We start from the raw sequence: 13321 nt of genomic DNA on the forward strand, positions 1-13321 counted from the left end.
GCCGCGCGCTATGGACAGGCCGGGATGCCTCTGCTACACGACCGCGGCTCGCGAGACGGAGTGCTCGCGCGCTGTTCGGGCGCATAGCTCAGTTGGTAGAGCAGCTGACTCTTAATCAGCGGGTCCAAGGTTCGAGTCCTTGTGCGCCCACCATCTTATCCCTTGATAGGGTTAGGGTTCTCCGAACATCGATACCTGGTGACGGCGCCGCCTCGCGCCGAGGCTGTAGCTTGCCCATCAGTTCCCGGTAGCTCGGCGGTTCGTCCATCACGTCACGCCGGAGCGCCGCGACGGGCCCGATATCGTCGATCCGCGCGCCTCGCAGGGAGATGTCCCATCACGGCGCGACGATGGCTCCGTCGGACAGAACCGCCTTTTTCAGCCGGTCGGTCAGGCTGCGCACCAGCGGTGCCGAGATGTGGTCCCCATCCATGTAGGCGGGGATGCCGCCGATGACGGCGTGGCACTTCTGCTCGTCGCAGAAGACGTCGCGCATCCTGACGAAATGGAACCGGTCATCGGCGATCTTCGCGGCGGCCCGGGCGAAGACGGTCTCGTGCGGGATGCGCTGGGCGGGATAGCTGCACGGGTCGTCGGACGCCGCTGTCCTGGCGAGGCAGTCCGGCAGGCGTTCGGGTAGCTCGGGAACGTCGTCCATGACCACGACCCGCTTGCCCGCCGCCAGAAATTGCCGCCAGGCGTCGGCAAATCCCTGTCCGTCGTCCTCGGCCCATGTTCCGTTCGCGAACGATCTGGCTTGATTGTAGGCATTGCCCGACACGACGACGACATCGATCGACGGATCATTGGCCACCGCGTTGATGGCGGCCTTGCGCCACTTCACGCAGCCGGGCCGACGCTCGGGGGTGAGGTAGGTCGCGAAGGAGGCGTCGTCCAGCGTGGCGGCGCAGGAGGACGCCAGATAGCCCTTCACGTGCAGGGGGATATCCCGGGCCATCTCGATCAGCGCCGCGCCCCACATGCCGGCGTGGGAATCTCCGATCAGCGCGATGCGCAGCGGGTTTTCCGATTCGGGACGACCGAAGCCGCACGGGTTCAGCCGCTCGTCTCCCGGCGGGTTCTGGCAGAGGCTGCCATTGGGCGGTCGCACGATCTGCGTATCCCAGGTCTGCAGGGCGAAGTCGCGCTCCAGCAGGCGGTGCGAGTGCTGGCAGTCGGCTTCGGCCCCCGCGGCCCGCGCGCCGAAGCAGGACCCCTGCGGGTATTGCGACAAAGCGTAAAGCCGCTCGGCCACCTCGCGCGCCCTCTCGATCATCCGCCCCGCGGCGAAATAGGAGCCGAGCGCAACGGTGGCCGACAGCAGGACGAGGGCGCCGAGAGCCGGCACCGGCCGCGACAGCAGGCCGGTCCGCCCAAAGCGGAAGCGGTCCTCGATGAACGGCTTGGTGAGCGCCGACAGGGCCAGGCACAGCGCGATCGTCAGGGCGATGTGGGTCGCCCCGTGACCACTGATGCCGAGAGCGAACGGCATGATGACGACGAGTGGCCAATGCCAGAGATAGATAGCGTAGGACCTGTCGCCGAGCCATTGCACGATCCGCAGCCGGATCACGGCCGCCGGCGTGCCGATGCCGGGACGATCCCCGATCATGAGCAGCACGGCGGTCGCGGCCACGGGGGGGATCGCGGCGAACCCGGGAACGCCGGATTGCGGCCCGAGAAGCCAGCCGCACACGGCCAGCATCGCCCAGCTCGGCAGGGCGAGGTGCCTGAGCGCGGCGACCGATCCGCCATGCGAGCGCGCGATCAGCGCGGCCAGACCGCCGGCCGCAAACTCCCAGGCGCGCGACTGCGTCTCGAAATAGATGGCGGCGCGCGACACCTGCGGGGCCAGCACCACCGCGGCAAGCGAGAGCACGATCACCAGCGCCAGCACGACCGGCAGCCGATGTTCGCTCCGCATGCGCCGGAGCGGACTCCTGGGATGCAGGGAAAGGAGAAGCAGCGCCGGCCAGACGAGATAGAACTGCTCCTCCACCGAAAGCGACCAGAAGTGGGTGACGGGCGAAGCGGCCGCACCCTCGGCGAAATAGTCGACCGAATTGTTCGCCAGCCGCCAGTTCACGACATAGAGGGCGGCCGCCGCGACGTCGTTCATCGCCGAGGCGATGCGGGCCGGCGGGAGCCAGAGCCAGACCGCGATCGCGGTTGCCAGAAGGACGGTCAAGGCCGCGGGCAGCAGCCTGCGCGCGCGGCGGGCGTAAAAGCCGGCGAAGCTGAAGCTGCCGCCCTCCATCTCGCGGACCAGATGCATCGTGATCAGGAATCCGGAGATCACGAAGAAGATGTCGACGCCTATGAAGCCGCCGGGCAACGCTTCCGGCACCAGGTGGTTCGCGAACACAAGCGAGACCGCAAGTGCGCGAAGGGCTTGATACGCCAGAACGATGGAGCCTCGTTCGGCCGGCGCCCCCGATTTGTCCGACAACATAAAACTTAAACCCGTCCGGCTGCGGGGCGGTTCATATCAGGTTCTAGGTGCCGCACGCCATCCGTTCATGCCCGGCTCGTCCCGGATCGGCGATGCCGGGGGGCGCGGCCTTGCGCGCGGCATCATCTTGCGGGTACGGCTTTCCCGGACGGTAATGACCGTCGCGGCTGGCGGATCTTGGCATCGGCGATGCAGTAGCGGCCGTGCAATTCGGCGCGTTCGGTCAGCAGCGCGTTCATGCGACAGAGCTGGTCGAGGATACGTTTGAGAATGTTCGGCATGGCCTGCCTCTGACGGTTCCGGCGCCGATCCGTGGCGTCGGCTCATCATGTGCGGGGGCAGACATAGGCTTTCGATCGTGATTTCGCGCTTCGCGCATAAAGGCGGCATGATGAAATCATCCGGCAACGCCCGCGGGCGGAGATGGACGGAATGAAACACGAACCGCCGACGCTCTGCGCCGAGTGCCTGCGCTGCGGTCAGCGCTCCATCCTCGGGCGTGCGCTCCCGCAGCTCGCGGGCGGAGCGATGCCGGAGGGCGGGCGGCTGCGCTGCGACCTCTGCGGCGGGCGGCGCGTGCGCCTCGTCCCGGCGCGCGGCCCGGCGGAGATCATCGCCTTCGTCGCGCGGCGGCGGTGATCCGCGGATCGCTTCAAGGACTTTTCCATACGGCCTTTCCGACGACGCGGAAGTGGTGCCGTCGAAGTGGCGAAATGCGCGCAACCTATGCGAGAATATGATTGATATTCTTCTATAAGATGTAATCATCCTCTCCCTGCACGCCCGACGCGTGAGGCGACCCGCGGGTCGCTCCCGCGGGGCCTGCGTGTCATGTCGGGGGGAGGGGCGGATGACGGCTTTCGTCGACCAACTGGTGCAGGTCTGCAAGAACGAGTACGCGCGATGGGACAATGGCGCGGGGCGCGAAACCTGGGGACGGCCACAGCACAGCAAGGACTACTATCTCTTCGTGAAGGACTACTGGGTCTCTATAGGCAATAACAACCTGACCGGCCGCACCGTGGTCGACGGCAAGAGGCCGGCCTGGTCGTCAGCCTTTGTGTCGTTCTGCGTCAAGACGGCCGGCGCGTCGGCGAACCAGTTCCGCTTCACGGAGGCGCATTGCCACTATGTCGACCGGGCGATGAAGAAGGCGGCCGGCGGCCTGCCCAATTTCGGCTATACCGCCATGCGATCCGATGCCTATAAGCCTCGGGTCGGCGACATCTGCTGCGCCGGGCGCGAATACGCCAAGAGCTACACCTACGATCAGGCGGCGCTGATCTACGAGGCGGACAGCTTCTACCCCTCCCACGGCGACATCGTCATCGACGTAACCGCCACACACGTCCACACGATGGGCGGCAACATCTCCAACAATGTCGATCGCAAGTCGCTGCGACTGACCGATATGGGCTATCTGCGCAACCGCTTCACGGAGGCGGGAACCGAACTGCCCTGGATCGCCATCCTGCGCTGCGATCTCTAGCACAATGGAGGACGTGGCGCTGCGGCCGGCAAGCGGCCGGCGGCGGGCTCGCCTCCCACGCCGTCGATCGAACCAATCCACGCGCGGCGCGTTGTCGGGGCGGCGATCGGCAGCATGGAGAGGCGGCAATGGCGGAACGTTCGAAGGACAACATCACGAACCTCGGCAAATCGGGCCGCGAGACGGTGCGGAACGCCGAAGATGCGGTGCGTTCCGTCGGCGATGAGGTGCAGAACCTCGCCGAAGACGCCGTTGCCGACCTCGCGCCGGAGCGGCGCTACTCCTTCCACGCGCTCATCGCCGCCGGCCTGATCGGCTTCGTCGTCGGCCGCATGTGCGCCTGAGGAACTATCCAGCTATATATCCGCGACCGTACCGGTTCGCCGGGCGGTCGTTTGTGCTTTTGAGGAATGGCCATGCAGACGCTCACCGTGCGTCATCTGACGAAATACAGCTACGCCAACCCCGTCACCTTCCAGACGCACCGGCTGATGCTGCGGCCGCGCGACAGCCATGACCTGCGCCTCGTTCATGCCGACCTCATCCTCTCGCCGAGCGCCAGCGTGCGCTGGCTGCACGACGTGTTCGGCAATTCCGTCGCCATCGCCGATTTCCATGAGCCCGCCAGCGAGCTGGTGATCGAAAGCCTGCTGACCATCGAGCGCTATGGGCTCGGCGGGCTGAACTTCGAGCTCGACGAGGGCGCGCGCGACTACCCCTTTGTCTATTCCACCGACGACCGTACCGATCTTGGCCGCATGCTCGAATGTCACTATTCCGATGCGCAGGGCGAGCTCGATGCCTGGGCGCGCGGCTTCATCGCCACGCGGCCGACCGACACCATGGCGCTGCTCGCCGACATCAACCGCGGCATCCGCAACGGCTTCGCCTATCAGGTGCGCTACGAGCAGGGCACGCAGCCGCCGACCGAGACGCTGCGGCTCGGCAGCGGCTCGTGCCGCGACTTCGCGCTGCTGCTGATCGAGGCAGCACGTGCGCTCGGCTTCGGCGCGCGCTTCGTCACCGGCTATCTCTACGATCCGGCGCTCGACGGCGAGAATGCCGGGGTGATCGGCGCCGGCGCCACCCATGCCTGGGCCGACATCTATCTGCCGGGCGCGGGCTGGGTCGAGTTCGACCCGACCAACGGCACGATCGCCGCCGACAATCTTATCCGGGTCGCGGTCACGCGCGATCCGGCGCAGGCGGTGCCAGTCGCCGGCGGATTCACCGGGGCGATCGGCGACTATCTCGGTCTGATCGTCGACGTGTCGGTGCGTTTGCAGCCGGAGCCGCTGGCGGCGTGAGGGCGGCTGACGGGGCGCATAGGCCGGGATAGGCTTCCGGCATGTTCGATTCTGCTCCGCTCCTCCCGCTGTTCCACATGATCGAGGGTGCACCGACCCCGGTCGCGCCTTTCAGCCATGCCGTTCAGATCGGGCCGTGGCTGTTCGTCACCGGCCAGATGCCGACAGATCCGGCCGACGATTCCGCGCCGCTGCCCGAAGGCATCGAGGCGCAGACCCGGCGGGTGATGGACAATCTGATCCTCGTGCTGGCAGGCATCGGCTTCACGCTGGCCGACGTGGTCCAGGCGCGTATCTACCTCACCGAATTCGAGCGCGACTATCCCGCGATGAACGCCGTCTACCGCTCCTATTTCGAGACGGGCCGTCTGCCGGCGCGCACCTGCGTCGGCGTCACCGGTCTGGCGCGGGGCGCGGTGGTGGAGATCGACCTCGTCGCCTATCGGGCCTGACCGGCAGAATTGTTGACGCTCCCTGTGCCCCGTGGCCTCATACCTCTCAGAATAGCGGGGACGGGGACATGGGGCTGACGGAATGGGCGTGGATCGCCCTCATCGCCTATGCGGTCCACATCATGGAAGAATACATGTTCGACTGGCGCGACTGGGCACGCGCCGTGATCAGGCTGCCGGTCGAGTGGGGGGATTTCTACGTCACCAATTCCGTGGTGGTGGTGTTCGGCATCGCGCAGGGGGCGCTGGCGCCGACCGTTCCGCTCGTTCCGCTTACCTTCGCCGCGCTGATGATCATCAACGCGACCTTCTTCCACGTCCTGCCGATGATCGTGACGCGCGGGCGCTGGTCGCCGGGCGTGTTCACGGCCGCGGTGCTGTTCTATCCGGTTGGGATCGAGGTCTTCCGCGCGGCCAGTGCCGAAGGCACGCTCACCACCGGCACGCTGATCGGAGCTTTCGTCATCGGTGCGCTGCTGATGGCCTATCCGATCGTCATGCTGCACCTGAGGGGCCTGCCGTATTTCCGGCAGACCCCATAGGTGACGAAGGCGGATCAGGCCGCCGCTTCCTCGAGCGCGGGATAGTCGATGTAGCCCTTCGCGCCGCCGCCATAGAGATGGTCGCGGTCGAGCTCGTTCAGCGCCGCGCCGCGCTTCAGCCGCTCCACCAGATCCGGATTGGAGATGAAGTTCTTGCCGAAGGCGACGAGGTCGGCCTTGCCGCTCGCGACCACGGCTTCCGCCATGACCCGGTCATAGCCGTTATTGACCATCCAGGTGCCGTCATAGCGCTTGCGCAGCGCCTCGAAATCGAAGCCCGGCACGATGTCGCGCGGCCCGCCGGTCGCGCCCTCGATGAGGTGCACATAGACCGGGCCGAGCGTGTTCAGCACATCCGCCACATGCTCAAACAGCGGCTGCGGGTTGCTGTCGCTGAGGTCGTTCGCCGGGGTCACGGGCGAGATGCGGATGCCGGTGCGCTTGGCGCCGATCTCCTGCGTCACCGCCGCGACCACCTCGCGCAGGAAGCGCGTGCGGTTCTCGATCGAGCCGCCATAGGCGTCGGTGCGCTTGTTGGCGCCGTCGCGCAGGAACTGGTCGATCAGGTAGCCGTTGGCGCCGTGGATCTCGACGCCGTCGAAGCCCGCTTCGAGCGCCTTCGCCGCGGCGCGGCGGAAGTCGTCGACGATGCCGGGGATTTCCTCGATCTCCAGCGCGCGCGGCTCGTCGACATCGGCGAAGCCGCCATTCACGAAGGTCTTGGTGTTGGCGCGCACCGCGGAAGGCGCCAGCGGCGCCGCGCCGCCCGGCTGCAGGGAGCGGTGCGAAACGCGGCCGACATGCCAGAGTTGCACGAAGATGTGCCCGCCCTTGGCATGCACGGCATCGGTGACGGCGCGCCACCCGGCGACCTGCGCGTCGGTGTAGACGCCAGGCGTGTCCTGATAGCCCTGCGCGGTATCGGAGATCTGCGTCGCCTCGGTGACGATCAGCCCGGCCTGTGCCCGCTGGCCGTAATACTGGGCCATCAGCGGGGTCGGGACGAGGCCGGCGCCCGCGCGGTTGCGCGTCAGCGGGGCCATGACGATGCGGTTCGACAGGGTGACGTCGCCGAGCTTGTAGGGCTCGAAGAGGGACGGCGTGCCGGTGCTCATGAAGCGATCCTATGGCTGGAAGGGTGTTACATCGTGCACGACATATGTGCGCCGCACCAATTCCGCCAGAGCCCGCTACCCATGAAAATTTGCATGGTGGGATTGGGGAACGCTTATGCCCATGCCGGAGGCATTCCAATGTCGCGGGCGGCACCTGCAATTTCGGGCGGCATGCACTAGAAGGGACGCCGGGAACTGGGGTCGTCCTCGATGATCGACATCGCCACGCGCGTCTACAACCACACCTGGAAGATCGATCCGATCGTCCGCTCGGTGCTCGACACCGACTTCTACAAGCTCCTGATGGCGCAGACGATCTTCCGCCGGCATTTCGAGACGCGGGTCACCTTCGGCATCATCAACCGCACCAGCCGGGTGCGCATCGCCGATTTCGTCGACGAGCGCGAACTGCGCGAGCAGCTCGACCATGTGCGCACGCTCTCGCTGACGCGCGGGGAATCCACCTGGCTGCGCGGCAACATGTTCTACGGCAAGCGGCAGATGTTCGCGCCGGACTTCATCGCATGGCTCGAGGGTTTCCGTTTCCCGCCCTATCACCTCGAAAAGCGTGACGGGCAATACGAGCTGACCTTCGAGGGGCCGTGGATCGAGACCACCATGTGGGAAATCCCGGCGCTCGCCATCATCAACGAATTGCGCTCGCGTGCGGTGCTGCGCAGCATGGGACGCTTCGAACTGCAGGTGCTCTATGCCCGCGCCATGACGCGCGTGTGGGAGAAGGTCGAGCGGCTGAAGGCGCTGGAGGGCGCCAATGTCGCCGATTTCGGCACGCGGCGGCGGCACGGCTTCCTGTGGCAGGACTGGTGCGTACAGGCCGTCATGGAGGGGCTGGGTGCCGGCTTCCTCGGTACCTCGAACTGTCTCATCGCGATGCGCCGCGAGGTCGAGGCGACCGGCACCAACGCGCATGAGCTGCCGATGGTCTATGCCGCGCTGGCCGAGAGCGACGCCGAACTCGCCGAGGCGCCCTACGAGGTGCTCGCCGACTGGCAGGAGGATTACGACGGCAATCTGCGCGTCATGCTGCCCGACACCTACGGCACCACCGGCTTCCTCGCCCATGCCCCGGACTGGGTGGCGCGCTGGACCGGTATCCGCGTCGACAGCAAGGACCCGATCGAGGGCGGCGAGGAGGCGATCGCCTGGTGGCGCTCCCGGGGGCAGGACCCTTCGACCAAGCTGGTCATCTTCTCGGATGCGCTCGACGTCGACGCCATCGAACGCATCTACCGCCATTTCGCCGGGCGCGTGCGCATGGGCTTCGGCTGGGGCACGCTGCTCACCAACGATTTCCGCGGTTTCGCCCCGAACGGGGCGCTGGACCCGATTTCCATCGTCTGCAAGGTGATTTCCGCCAATGGGCGCCCGACGGTGAAGCTCTCCGACAACCCCACCAAGGCGATGGGACCGCCGGAGGAAATCGAGCGCTATAAGCGCGTCTTCGGGGTTGGAGCGCAGCAGGAACGCGCGGTCCTCGTCTGAGCGCGGCCGGCCCCTAGCGCCATGTGCGGCGAAAAAGCAGGTGACGTCGGGCCAAGACTTGCCGCAATTAAAGGTCAGTTTAAATATCGGCCGTGTCAATTCTGCAACGATTCCAATCGGCACGCCGTTTCGGGCCCTCTCTGGAGGGGTTAAGGGGAAAAGGGGCGCAAGGTGCAGGCAAGGGGCGGCCTGCCGGAGCGAGCGACAATTTCATGGTAAATGCGCAGATTCGAGATCGCGAGGCCGTCGGCCATGAGCCGTCCGGCGCCGGCGAATGGGTACCGGCCCCTGGGCATGAGGATCGTTCCTACGTCCGGTTCGCCCGCGACCCCCGAATCATCGCATCGTCCGACGGGCCCGGCCTTGTGCCGGCCGGCGCGGGCGAGGATGCCGTCGAGGCCGAGCATCTGCTGAGTGATCTGCAGGCGTTCATGGCCTCGCTGGCCACCGAGAAACGTACGGACGGAGGGGTGGACGTGCCGGGAGGACATGAGACCGACACGGGCACCTCGGTGCTCGGGAGCGGGTTCGGTGCGCGCCTGATCGCCGCCGAGGCTGCCCGTATCGCCGCCGAACGCACAAGGCTGATGCAGGAGAACGGCGAGACCGACGTGCCGTGGCCCGACGAGGAACGGATCGACCGCATGGCCGCGGCCGCCTTCACCTATGTCGGGGTTCCCGACAGCGAATTCGCTCCCAAGCACGCGCGGGCGGCCGACGCCTCCCGCCCGCAGCCCGCCACTGAGGCCACCGCCGCCTTCGGCTCCGTCGTCCGCGCGGCAGCCGCGCCGGTCGAAGCCTCCATCCAGAAACAGCTCGAAGAGACCGGCCGCACCGATCCGTTCCTGTTCGAGGCGCCGAAGCCGATCCCCGAGAAGCCGCGGCCGGTCGCTCCAACCCTGCGCGCGCCGGCCGATGCCGATGCCGCCGCGGTGCCGGCCGCCAAGCCCACCGCTGCTCAGCCTTCGGCCAAACAGGCCGCGAAGCCTCGGGCGGCGAAGGTCGAGCCGACCGTGGAGCCGGCGCCGCGCCGGGAGGGCGCGCGGGTCAGCGCCTTCGATCCGGCGCTGAAGCCGGAGAAGCGCACCCGGCGCGCGCGGGCCTCCGAGGCCATTACCTGGACACGCTTCGCGGTGCTCGCGGTGATCATCGCGGCGGTCGGCGGAGCGGTCATAGCCCTGCAGTCGCTGGCGGCGCGAAACGACAACGCTTCGGCCGCACCGACGGTTACGGATGCCGCGATCGCTAGTGTCGCACCCTCGCAGAACGCCTCCGAGCCGCCCGCGAACCCGAACGCTGGAGCTCCGGAGCCGCGCATCGTGACGGCGCCGGCGCCGGATTCGACGGCACAGAATTCAGGCGCGCCGCAGCAGCAGGACAGTGCGGTCGCGGCGGCGCAGGCCGACGCCCAGCCGGCCGATGCTCAGGCGACGCCCCCTGAAGCTCAGGTGACCGCCGTCGGCCCGGACATGACCGCTCCGGTGCAGGCTGATGCCGTCGCGCCCGAAGGCGCCGCCGTTCCCGAGGCGACGCAGGCCGCGAATGATCCGGCCCTCGCGCCGGCCGGCAACGAACCCGCCGAGCCCACCGTTCCGCAGATGCAGGGCTTCGCGCCCGCCGATCCGCCCGTGGCGGTCCCGGATGCCGTCGTGCCGACGCCGCCGGCCAAGCCCGCGCCCCCGAAGCTCGCGGCCGCGAAGCCTCCGGCCCCGGCCGCGCCCGCGAATCAGCCGAGCGCCGATTCGTCGAACGATGCCGCTGCAGATGATTCAGCGGCCTCCGGCACCGTGCAGGCGGGCAAGGCGACCATCCGGTCCAGCGTGACGCTGCGTGCCAAGCCGGATAACAGCGGCGCCGCGCTCACCACGCTGAAGGCCGGTGAGCAGGTCGATCTGGTCAGTTGCAACATCTGGTGCGAGATCGTGGCCGACGGCAAGCGCGGCTTCGTCTTCAAGCGCTTCGTCCAGGCCGGCGGCTAGTTCGCCGGCCGCTTTCCCCAGTTACAAATCATTGTCGGATAAAGGTTTTCCTTGTCCGACGGTGCCGCCTCCGGGCTGGTTCGGGGGCCATCCTTCGCTGCGCCGCGGGCGACGATATCTCCGCTTCTCGAAGCGGACTGCCGGCTGTGCTTGCCGGCGCGCGCCGGACGCGGTCGGGCCCCGCCATGTAACACGTCGCAGCAATTCTTGATGGCCGCGGCAGGATTTGACGAATCTCGTCCGCTCGCCTGCGTTCACGGCACATGCTAGACCGCGCCGGGCGAGCTTTAAGGAATTTTTGAAGGACAGTCAGAATGGCTCAGAGCGCTGTTCCCGCCGCGCGGGCGCCGATCCGGGTCGGCGTCGTCGGCGTCGGTGTGATGGGGGCGAACCATGCCCGCGTGCTCGCCGATCTGCCCGGCGCCAGCCTCGTCGGCATCGCCGATCCCGATCTCGCCCAGGGTGGCAAGGTCGCCGAGTTCCTCGGCTGCAAGGCGGTGCCGGATGTCGGCGGCCTGCTCGGGCTGAAGGTCGACGCGGTGGTGGTGGCGGCGCCGACCCATCTGCATCACGAGATCGCGCTCACCGCTATCAATTCCGGCGCGCATGTGCTGGTCGAGAAGCCGATCGCGCCCACCGTGGAGGAGGGCGAGGCGATCGTCGCCGCTGCGAAGGAGCAGGGCGTGACGCTGATGGTCGGCCATGTCGAGCGCTTCAATCCGGCCGTCGAGGCGATCAAGAATGCCATTCGCGGCGAGGAGATCCTCTCCATCGGCATCACCCGAGTCGGGCCGTTCCCGCCGCGCATGTCTAATGTCGGCGTCGTCATCGACCTCGCGGTGCACGACATCGACCTGATCTGCCACTTCACCGGCTCGGAGATCGCCGAGGTGCAGCCGCAGGTGAAGGCGGCGGTGGCCGAGCGCGAGGACATCGCGCTGCTGCAGTTCCGCACCGCCAACGGCGTGCTCGCGCACATCAACACCAACTGGCTCACCCCCTTCAAGGCGCGTACCGTGCATGTCGCGACGCGCAAGAAATATGTGAGCGGTGACCTGCTGACGCGGCAGGTGACAGAGTGCTTCGACTATCGGCCGGACGGCAGCTATTCGATGCGCCACCTTCCCGTCGCCTATGCCGAGCCGCTGCGCGTCGAGCTGACGCGCTTCCTCGACGCCATCCGCACCGGCGAGCCGCCGGCGGTGACCGGCGAGGACGGGGTCGCCAGCCTCGCCACCGCCATCCGCTGCCTGCCGACACCGAGTGCCGCGCCGGAAGCCGCGCCGGCGCGCATCCGCGTCGCGGGCTGAGCAAGGGATTCTGCATGAACACGCATGTGAAGATCGAAACCGCTCCGATCCCCTTCATCGACGTCGCGGCCCAGCGGGCGCGGCTCGGGACCCGGATCGACGAGGCGGTGACGCGGGTGCTGAACCACTGCCGTTTCGTGAATGGGCCGGAAGTGGCCGAGCTGGAGACGAAGCTCGCCGCCTTCGCCGGCGCCAAGCACGCCATTGCCTGCGCCAGCGGCACCGACGCGCTCGCCATGCTGCTGATGGCGTGGGGCGTGAAGGCCGGGGATGCGGTGTTCTGTCCCTCCTTCACCTTCTGCGCCACCGCCGAGGTGGTGCCGTGGGTGGGCGCGACGCCGGTCTTCGTCGACGTGAAGGCCGACACCTTCAACATGGACCCGGCGAGTCTCGAGGCCGCCATCGCGGTGGCTAAGCGCCAGGGGCTCACCCCGAAGGTCGTCATCCCGGTCGACCTGTTCGGTCAGGCAGCCGATTACGACGCAATCCTGCCGATTGCGAAGGCCCATGGGCTGAAGGTGTTGTGCGACACTGCGCAGGGCTTCGGCGCCACCTGGAACGGCAAGCGCACCGGCTCGATCGGCGACGCCACCGCGACGAGCTTCTTCCCGGCCAAGCCGCTCGGCTGCTACGGCGACGGCGGGGCGGTGTTCACCGACGACGACGACCTCGTGCCGGTGCTGAAGAGCGTGCGCGAGCACGGGCAGGGCGTCGACAAGTATCAGAACGTCCGCATCGGCATGACAGGGCGCCTCGACACCATCCAGGCGGCGGTGCTGATCGAGAAGCTTGCCATCTTCGCCGATGAGACCGCCGCCCGCGATGCCGCTGCGAAGCGCTACAACGCGGCGCTGGCCGACCTGTGCATCGTGCCGGTGGTCGACAGCCGCGCGACCTCGGTGTGGGCGCAGTACACGATCCGCCTTCCCGCTGGCCGGCGCGACGCGCTCGCGAGCGCGCTGCAGAAGGAAGGCGTGCCGACGGCGGTCTATTACCGCATCCCGATGCACCGCCAGCCGGCCTATGCGCAGTATCCTTCCGCCGGCAACGGCCTGCCGGTGTGCGAGCAGCTCGCTGAGGAAGTGATCAGCCTGCCGATCCACGCCTATCTCGACGAGGCGACGCAGGACCGCGTGATCGCGGCGGTGCGGCGCGCGCTCACCGCATGAGAT

At 67.6% G+C, this 13321-nt stretch carries 13 protein-coding genes and 1 tRNA gene; 11 read left to right on the forward strand and 3 right to left on the reverse strand.

Annotation, left to right across the window (positions count from 1 at the left end):
* The first annotated feature begins 77 nt into the window (after positions 1–77).
* Positions 78–153, forward strand: a tRNA-Lys gene (locus U742_RS0100435).
* Between the two features lie 184 nt (positions 154–337).
* Here U742_RS0100435 and U742_RS0100440 read toward each other — a convergent pair.
* Complete coding sequence (locus U742_RS0100440; RefSeq protein WP_029348938.1) at positions 338–2452, reverse strand: acyltransferase family protein; 2115 nt, start codon at positions 2450–2452, stop codon at positions 338–340.
* Positions 2453–2574: 122 nt separating this feature from the next.
* Positions 2575–2733, reverse strand: coding sequence for a hypothetical protein (locus tag U742_RS23060; protein WP_156034087.1), 159 nt, complete (start codon positions 2731–2733; stop codon positions 2575–2577).
* 151 nt (positions 2734–2884) lie between these two features.
* On the opposite strand from U742_RS23060, the gene U742_RS0100445 reads away from it, so the two are divergent.
* The 6 genes from U742_RS0100445 (at position 2885) to U742_RS0100470 (ending at position 6242) form a co-directional block, all read left to right on the forward strand.
* On the forward strand, positions 2885–3091 hold the full coding sequence (locus U742_RS0100445; RefSeq protein WP_029348941.1) for a hypothetical protein: 207 nt from the start codon (positions 2885–2887) through the stop codon (positions 3089–3091).
* 211 nt (positions 3092–3302) lie between these two features.
* Complete coding sequence (locus tag U742_RS0100450; protein ID WP_029348942.1) at positions 3303–3941, forward strand: DUF2272 domain-containing protein; 639 nt, start codon at positions 3303–3305, stop codon at positions 3939–3941.
* Positions 3942–4069: 128 nt separating this feature from the next.
* Positions 4070–4285, forward strand: coding sequence for a hypothetical protein (locus U742_RS0100455; protein ID WP_029348944.1), 216 nt, complete (start codon positions 4070–4072; stop codon positions 4283–4285).
* 72 nt (positions 4286–4357) lie between these two features.
* Positions 4358–5248, forward strand: a complete 891-nt coding sequence (locus tag U742_RS0100460) for a transglutaminase family protein (RefSeq protein WP_029348947.1) — start codon at positions 4358–4360, stop codon at positions 5246–5248.
* Positions 5249–5325: 77 nt separating this feature from the next.
* Positions 5326–5700, forward strand: coding sequence for a RidA family protein (locus U742_RS0100465; protein WP_029348949.1), 375 nt, complete (start codon positions 5326–5328; stop codon positions 5698–5700).
* Positions 5701–5768: 68 nt separating this feature from the next.
* Positions 5769–6242: an HXXEE domain-containing protein gene (locus U742_RS0100470; RefSeq protein WP_029348951.1), complete on the forward strand. Its 474-nt coding sequence runs from the start codon at positions 5769–5771 to the stop codon at positions 6240–6242.
* A 14-nt stretch (positions 6243–6256) separates the two neighbouring features.
* Here U742_RS0100470 and U742_RS0100475 read toward each other — a convergent pair whose 3' ends face one another.
* Positions 6257–7357, reverse strand: a complete 1101-nt coding sequence (locus U742_RS0100475) for an alkene reductase (RefSeq protein WP_029348952.1) — start codon at positions 7355–7357, stop codon at positions 6257–6259.
* 210 nt (positions 7358–7567) lie between these two features.
* Here U742_RS0100475 and pncB point away from each other — a divergent pair, with 210 nt between their 5' ends.
* From pncB to U742_RS0100495, 4 genes are all read left to right on the forward strand, one after another.
* A complete protein-coding gene (pncB, locus tag U742_RS0100480) occupies positions 7568–8860 on the forward strand; it encodes a nicotinate phosphoribosyltransferase (protein ID WP_029348954.1) in 1293 nt (430 codons plus the stop codon).
* Between the two features lie 212 nt (positions 8861–9072).
* On the forward strand, positions 9073–10839 hold the full coding sequence (locus U742_RS21795) for an SH3 domain-containing protein (protein ID WP_156034088.1): 1767 nt from the start codon (positions 9073–9075) through the stop codon (positions 10837–10839).
* A 314-nt stretch (positions 10840–11153) separates the two neighbouring features.
* Positions 11154–12149 (forward strand): Gfo/Idh/MocA family protein, encoded by a 996-nt coding sequence (locus U742_RS0100490; RefSeq protein ID WP_029348957.1) that lies wholly within the window; start codon positions 11154–11156, stop codon positions 12147–12149.
* Between the two features lie 14 nt (positions 12150–12163).
* A complete protein-coding gene (locus U742_RS0100495) occupies positions 12164–13318 on the forward strand; it encodes a DegT/DnrJ/EryC1/StrS family aminotransferase (RefSeq protein WP_029348959.1) in 1155 nt (384 codons plus the stop codon).
* Positions 13319–13321 lie beyond the last annotated feature (3 nt).

This window comes from Allobosea sp. 117, from assembly GCF_000702305.1.
In the GTDB taxonomy this organism is placed as follows: Bacteria; Pseudomonadota; Alphaproteobacteria; order Rhizobiales; family Xanthobacteraceae; genus Ancylobacter.

Bases quoted from the DNA above. Each gene is read 5' to 3' on its own strand.
- U742_RS0100440 (WP_029348938.1), bottom strand. From the start codon at position 2,452: ATGTTGTCGGACAAATCGGGGGCGCCGGCCGAACGAGGCTCCATCGTT.
- U742_RS23060 (WP_156034087.1), bottom strand. From the start codon at position 2,733: ATGCCGAACATTCTCAAACGTATCCTCGACCAGCTCTGTCGCATGAAC.
- U742_RS0100445 (WP_029348941.1), top strand. From the start codon at position 2,885: ATGAAACACGAACCGCCGACGCTCTGCGCCGAGTGCCTGCGCTGCGGT.
- U742_RS0100450 (WP_029348942.1), top strand. From the start codon at position 3,303: ATGACGGCTTTCGTCGACCAACTGGTGCAGGTCTGCAAGAACGAGTAC.
- U742_RS0100455 (WP_029348944.1), top strand. From the start codon at position 4,070: ATGGCGGAACGTTCGAAGGACAACATCACGAACCTCGGCAAATCGGGC.
- U742_RS0100460 (WP_029348947.1), top strand. From the start codon at position 4,358: ATGCAGACGCTCACCGTGCGTCATCTGACGAAATACAGCTACGCCAAC.
- U742_RS0100465 (WP_029348949.1), top strand. From the start codon at position 5,326: ATGATCGAGGGTGCACCGACCCCGGTCGCGCCTTTCAGCCATGCCGTT.
- U742_RS0100470 (WP_029348951.1), top strand. From the start codon at position 5,769: ATGGGGCTGACGGAATGGGCGTGGATCGCCCTCATCGCCTATGCGGTC.
- U742_RS0100475 (WP_029348952.1), bottom strand. From the start codon at position 7,357: ATGAGCACCGGCACGCCGTCCCTCTTCGAGCCCTACAAGCTCGGCGAC.
- pncB (WP_029348954.1), top strand. From the start codon at position 7,568: ATGATCGACATCGCCACGCGCGTCTACAACCACACCTGGAAGATCGAT.
- U742_RS21795 (WP_156034088.1), top strand. From the start codon at position 9,073: ATGGTAAATGCGCAGATTCGAGATCGCGAGGCCGTCGGCCATGAGCCG.
- U742_RS0100490 (WP_029348957.1), top strand. From the start codon at position 11,154: ATGGCTCAGAGCGCTGTTCCCGCCGCGCGGGCGCCGATCCGGGTCGGC.
- U742_RS0100495 (WP_029348959.1), top strand. From the start codon at position 12,164: ATGAACACGCATGTGAAGATCGAAACCGCTCCGATCCCCTTCATCGAC.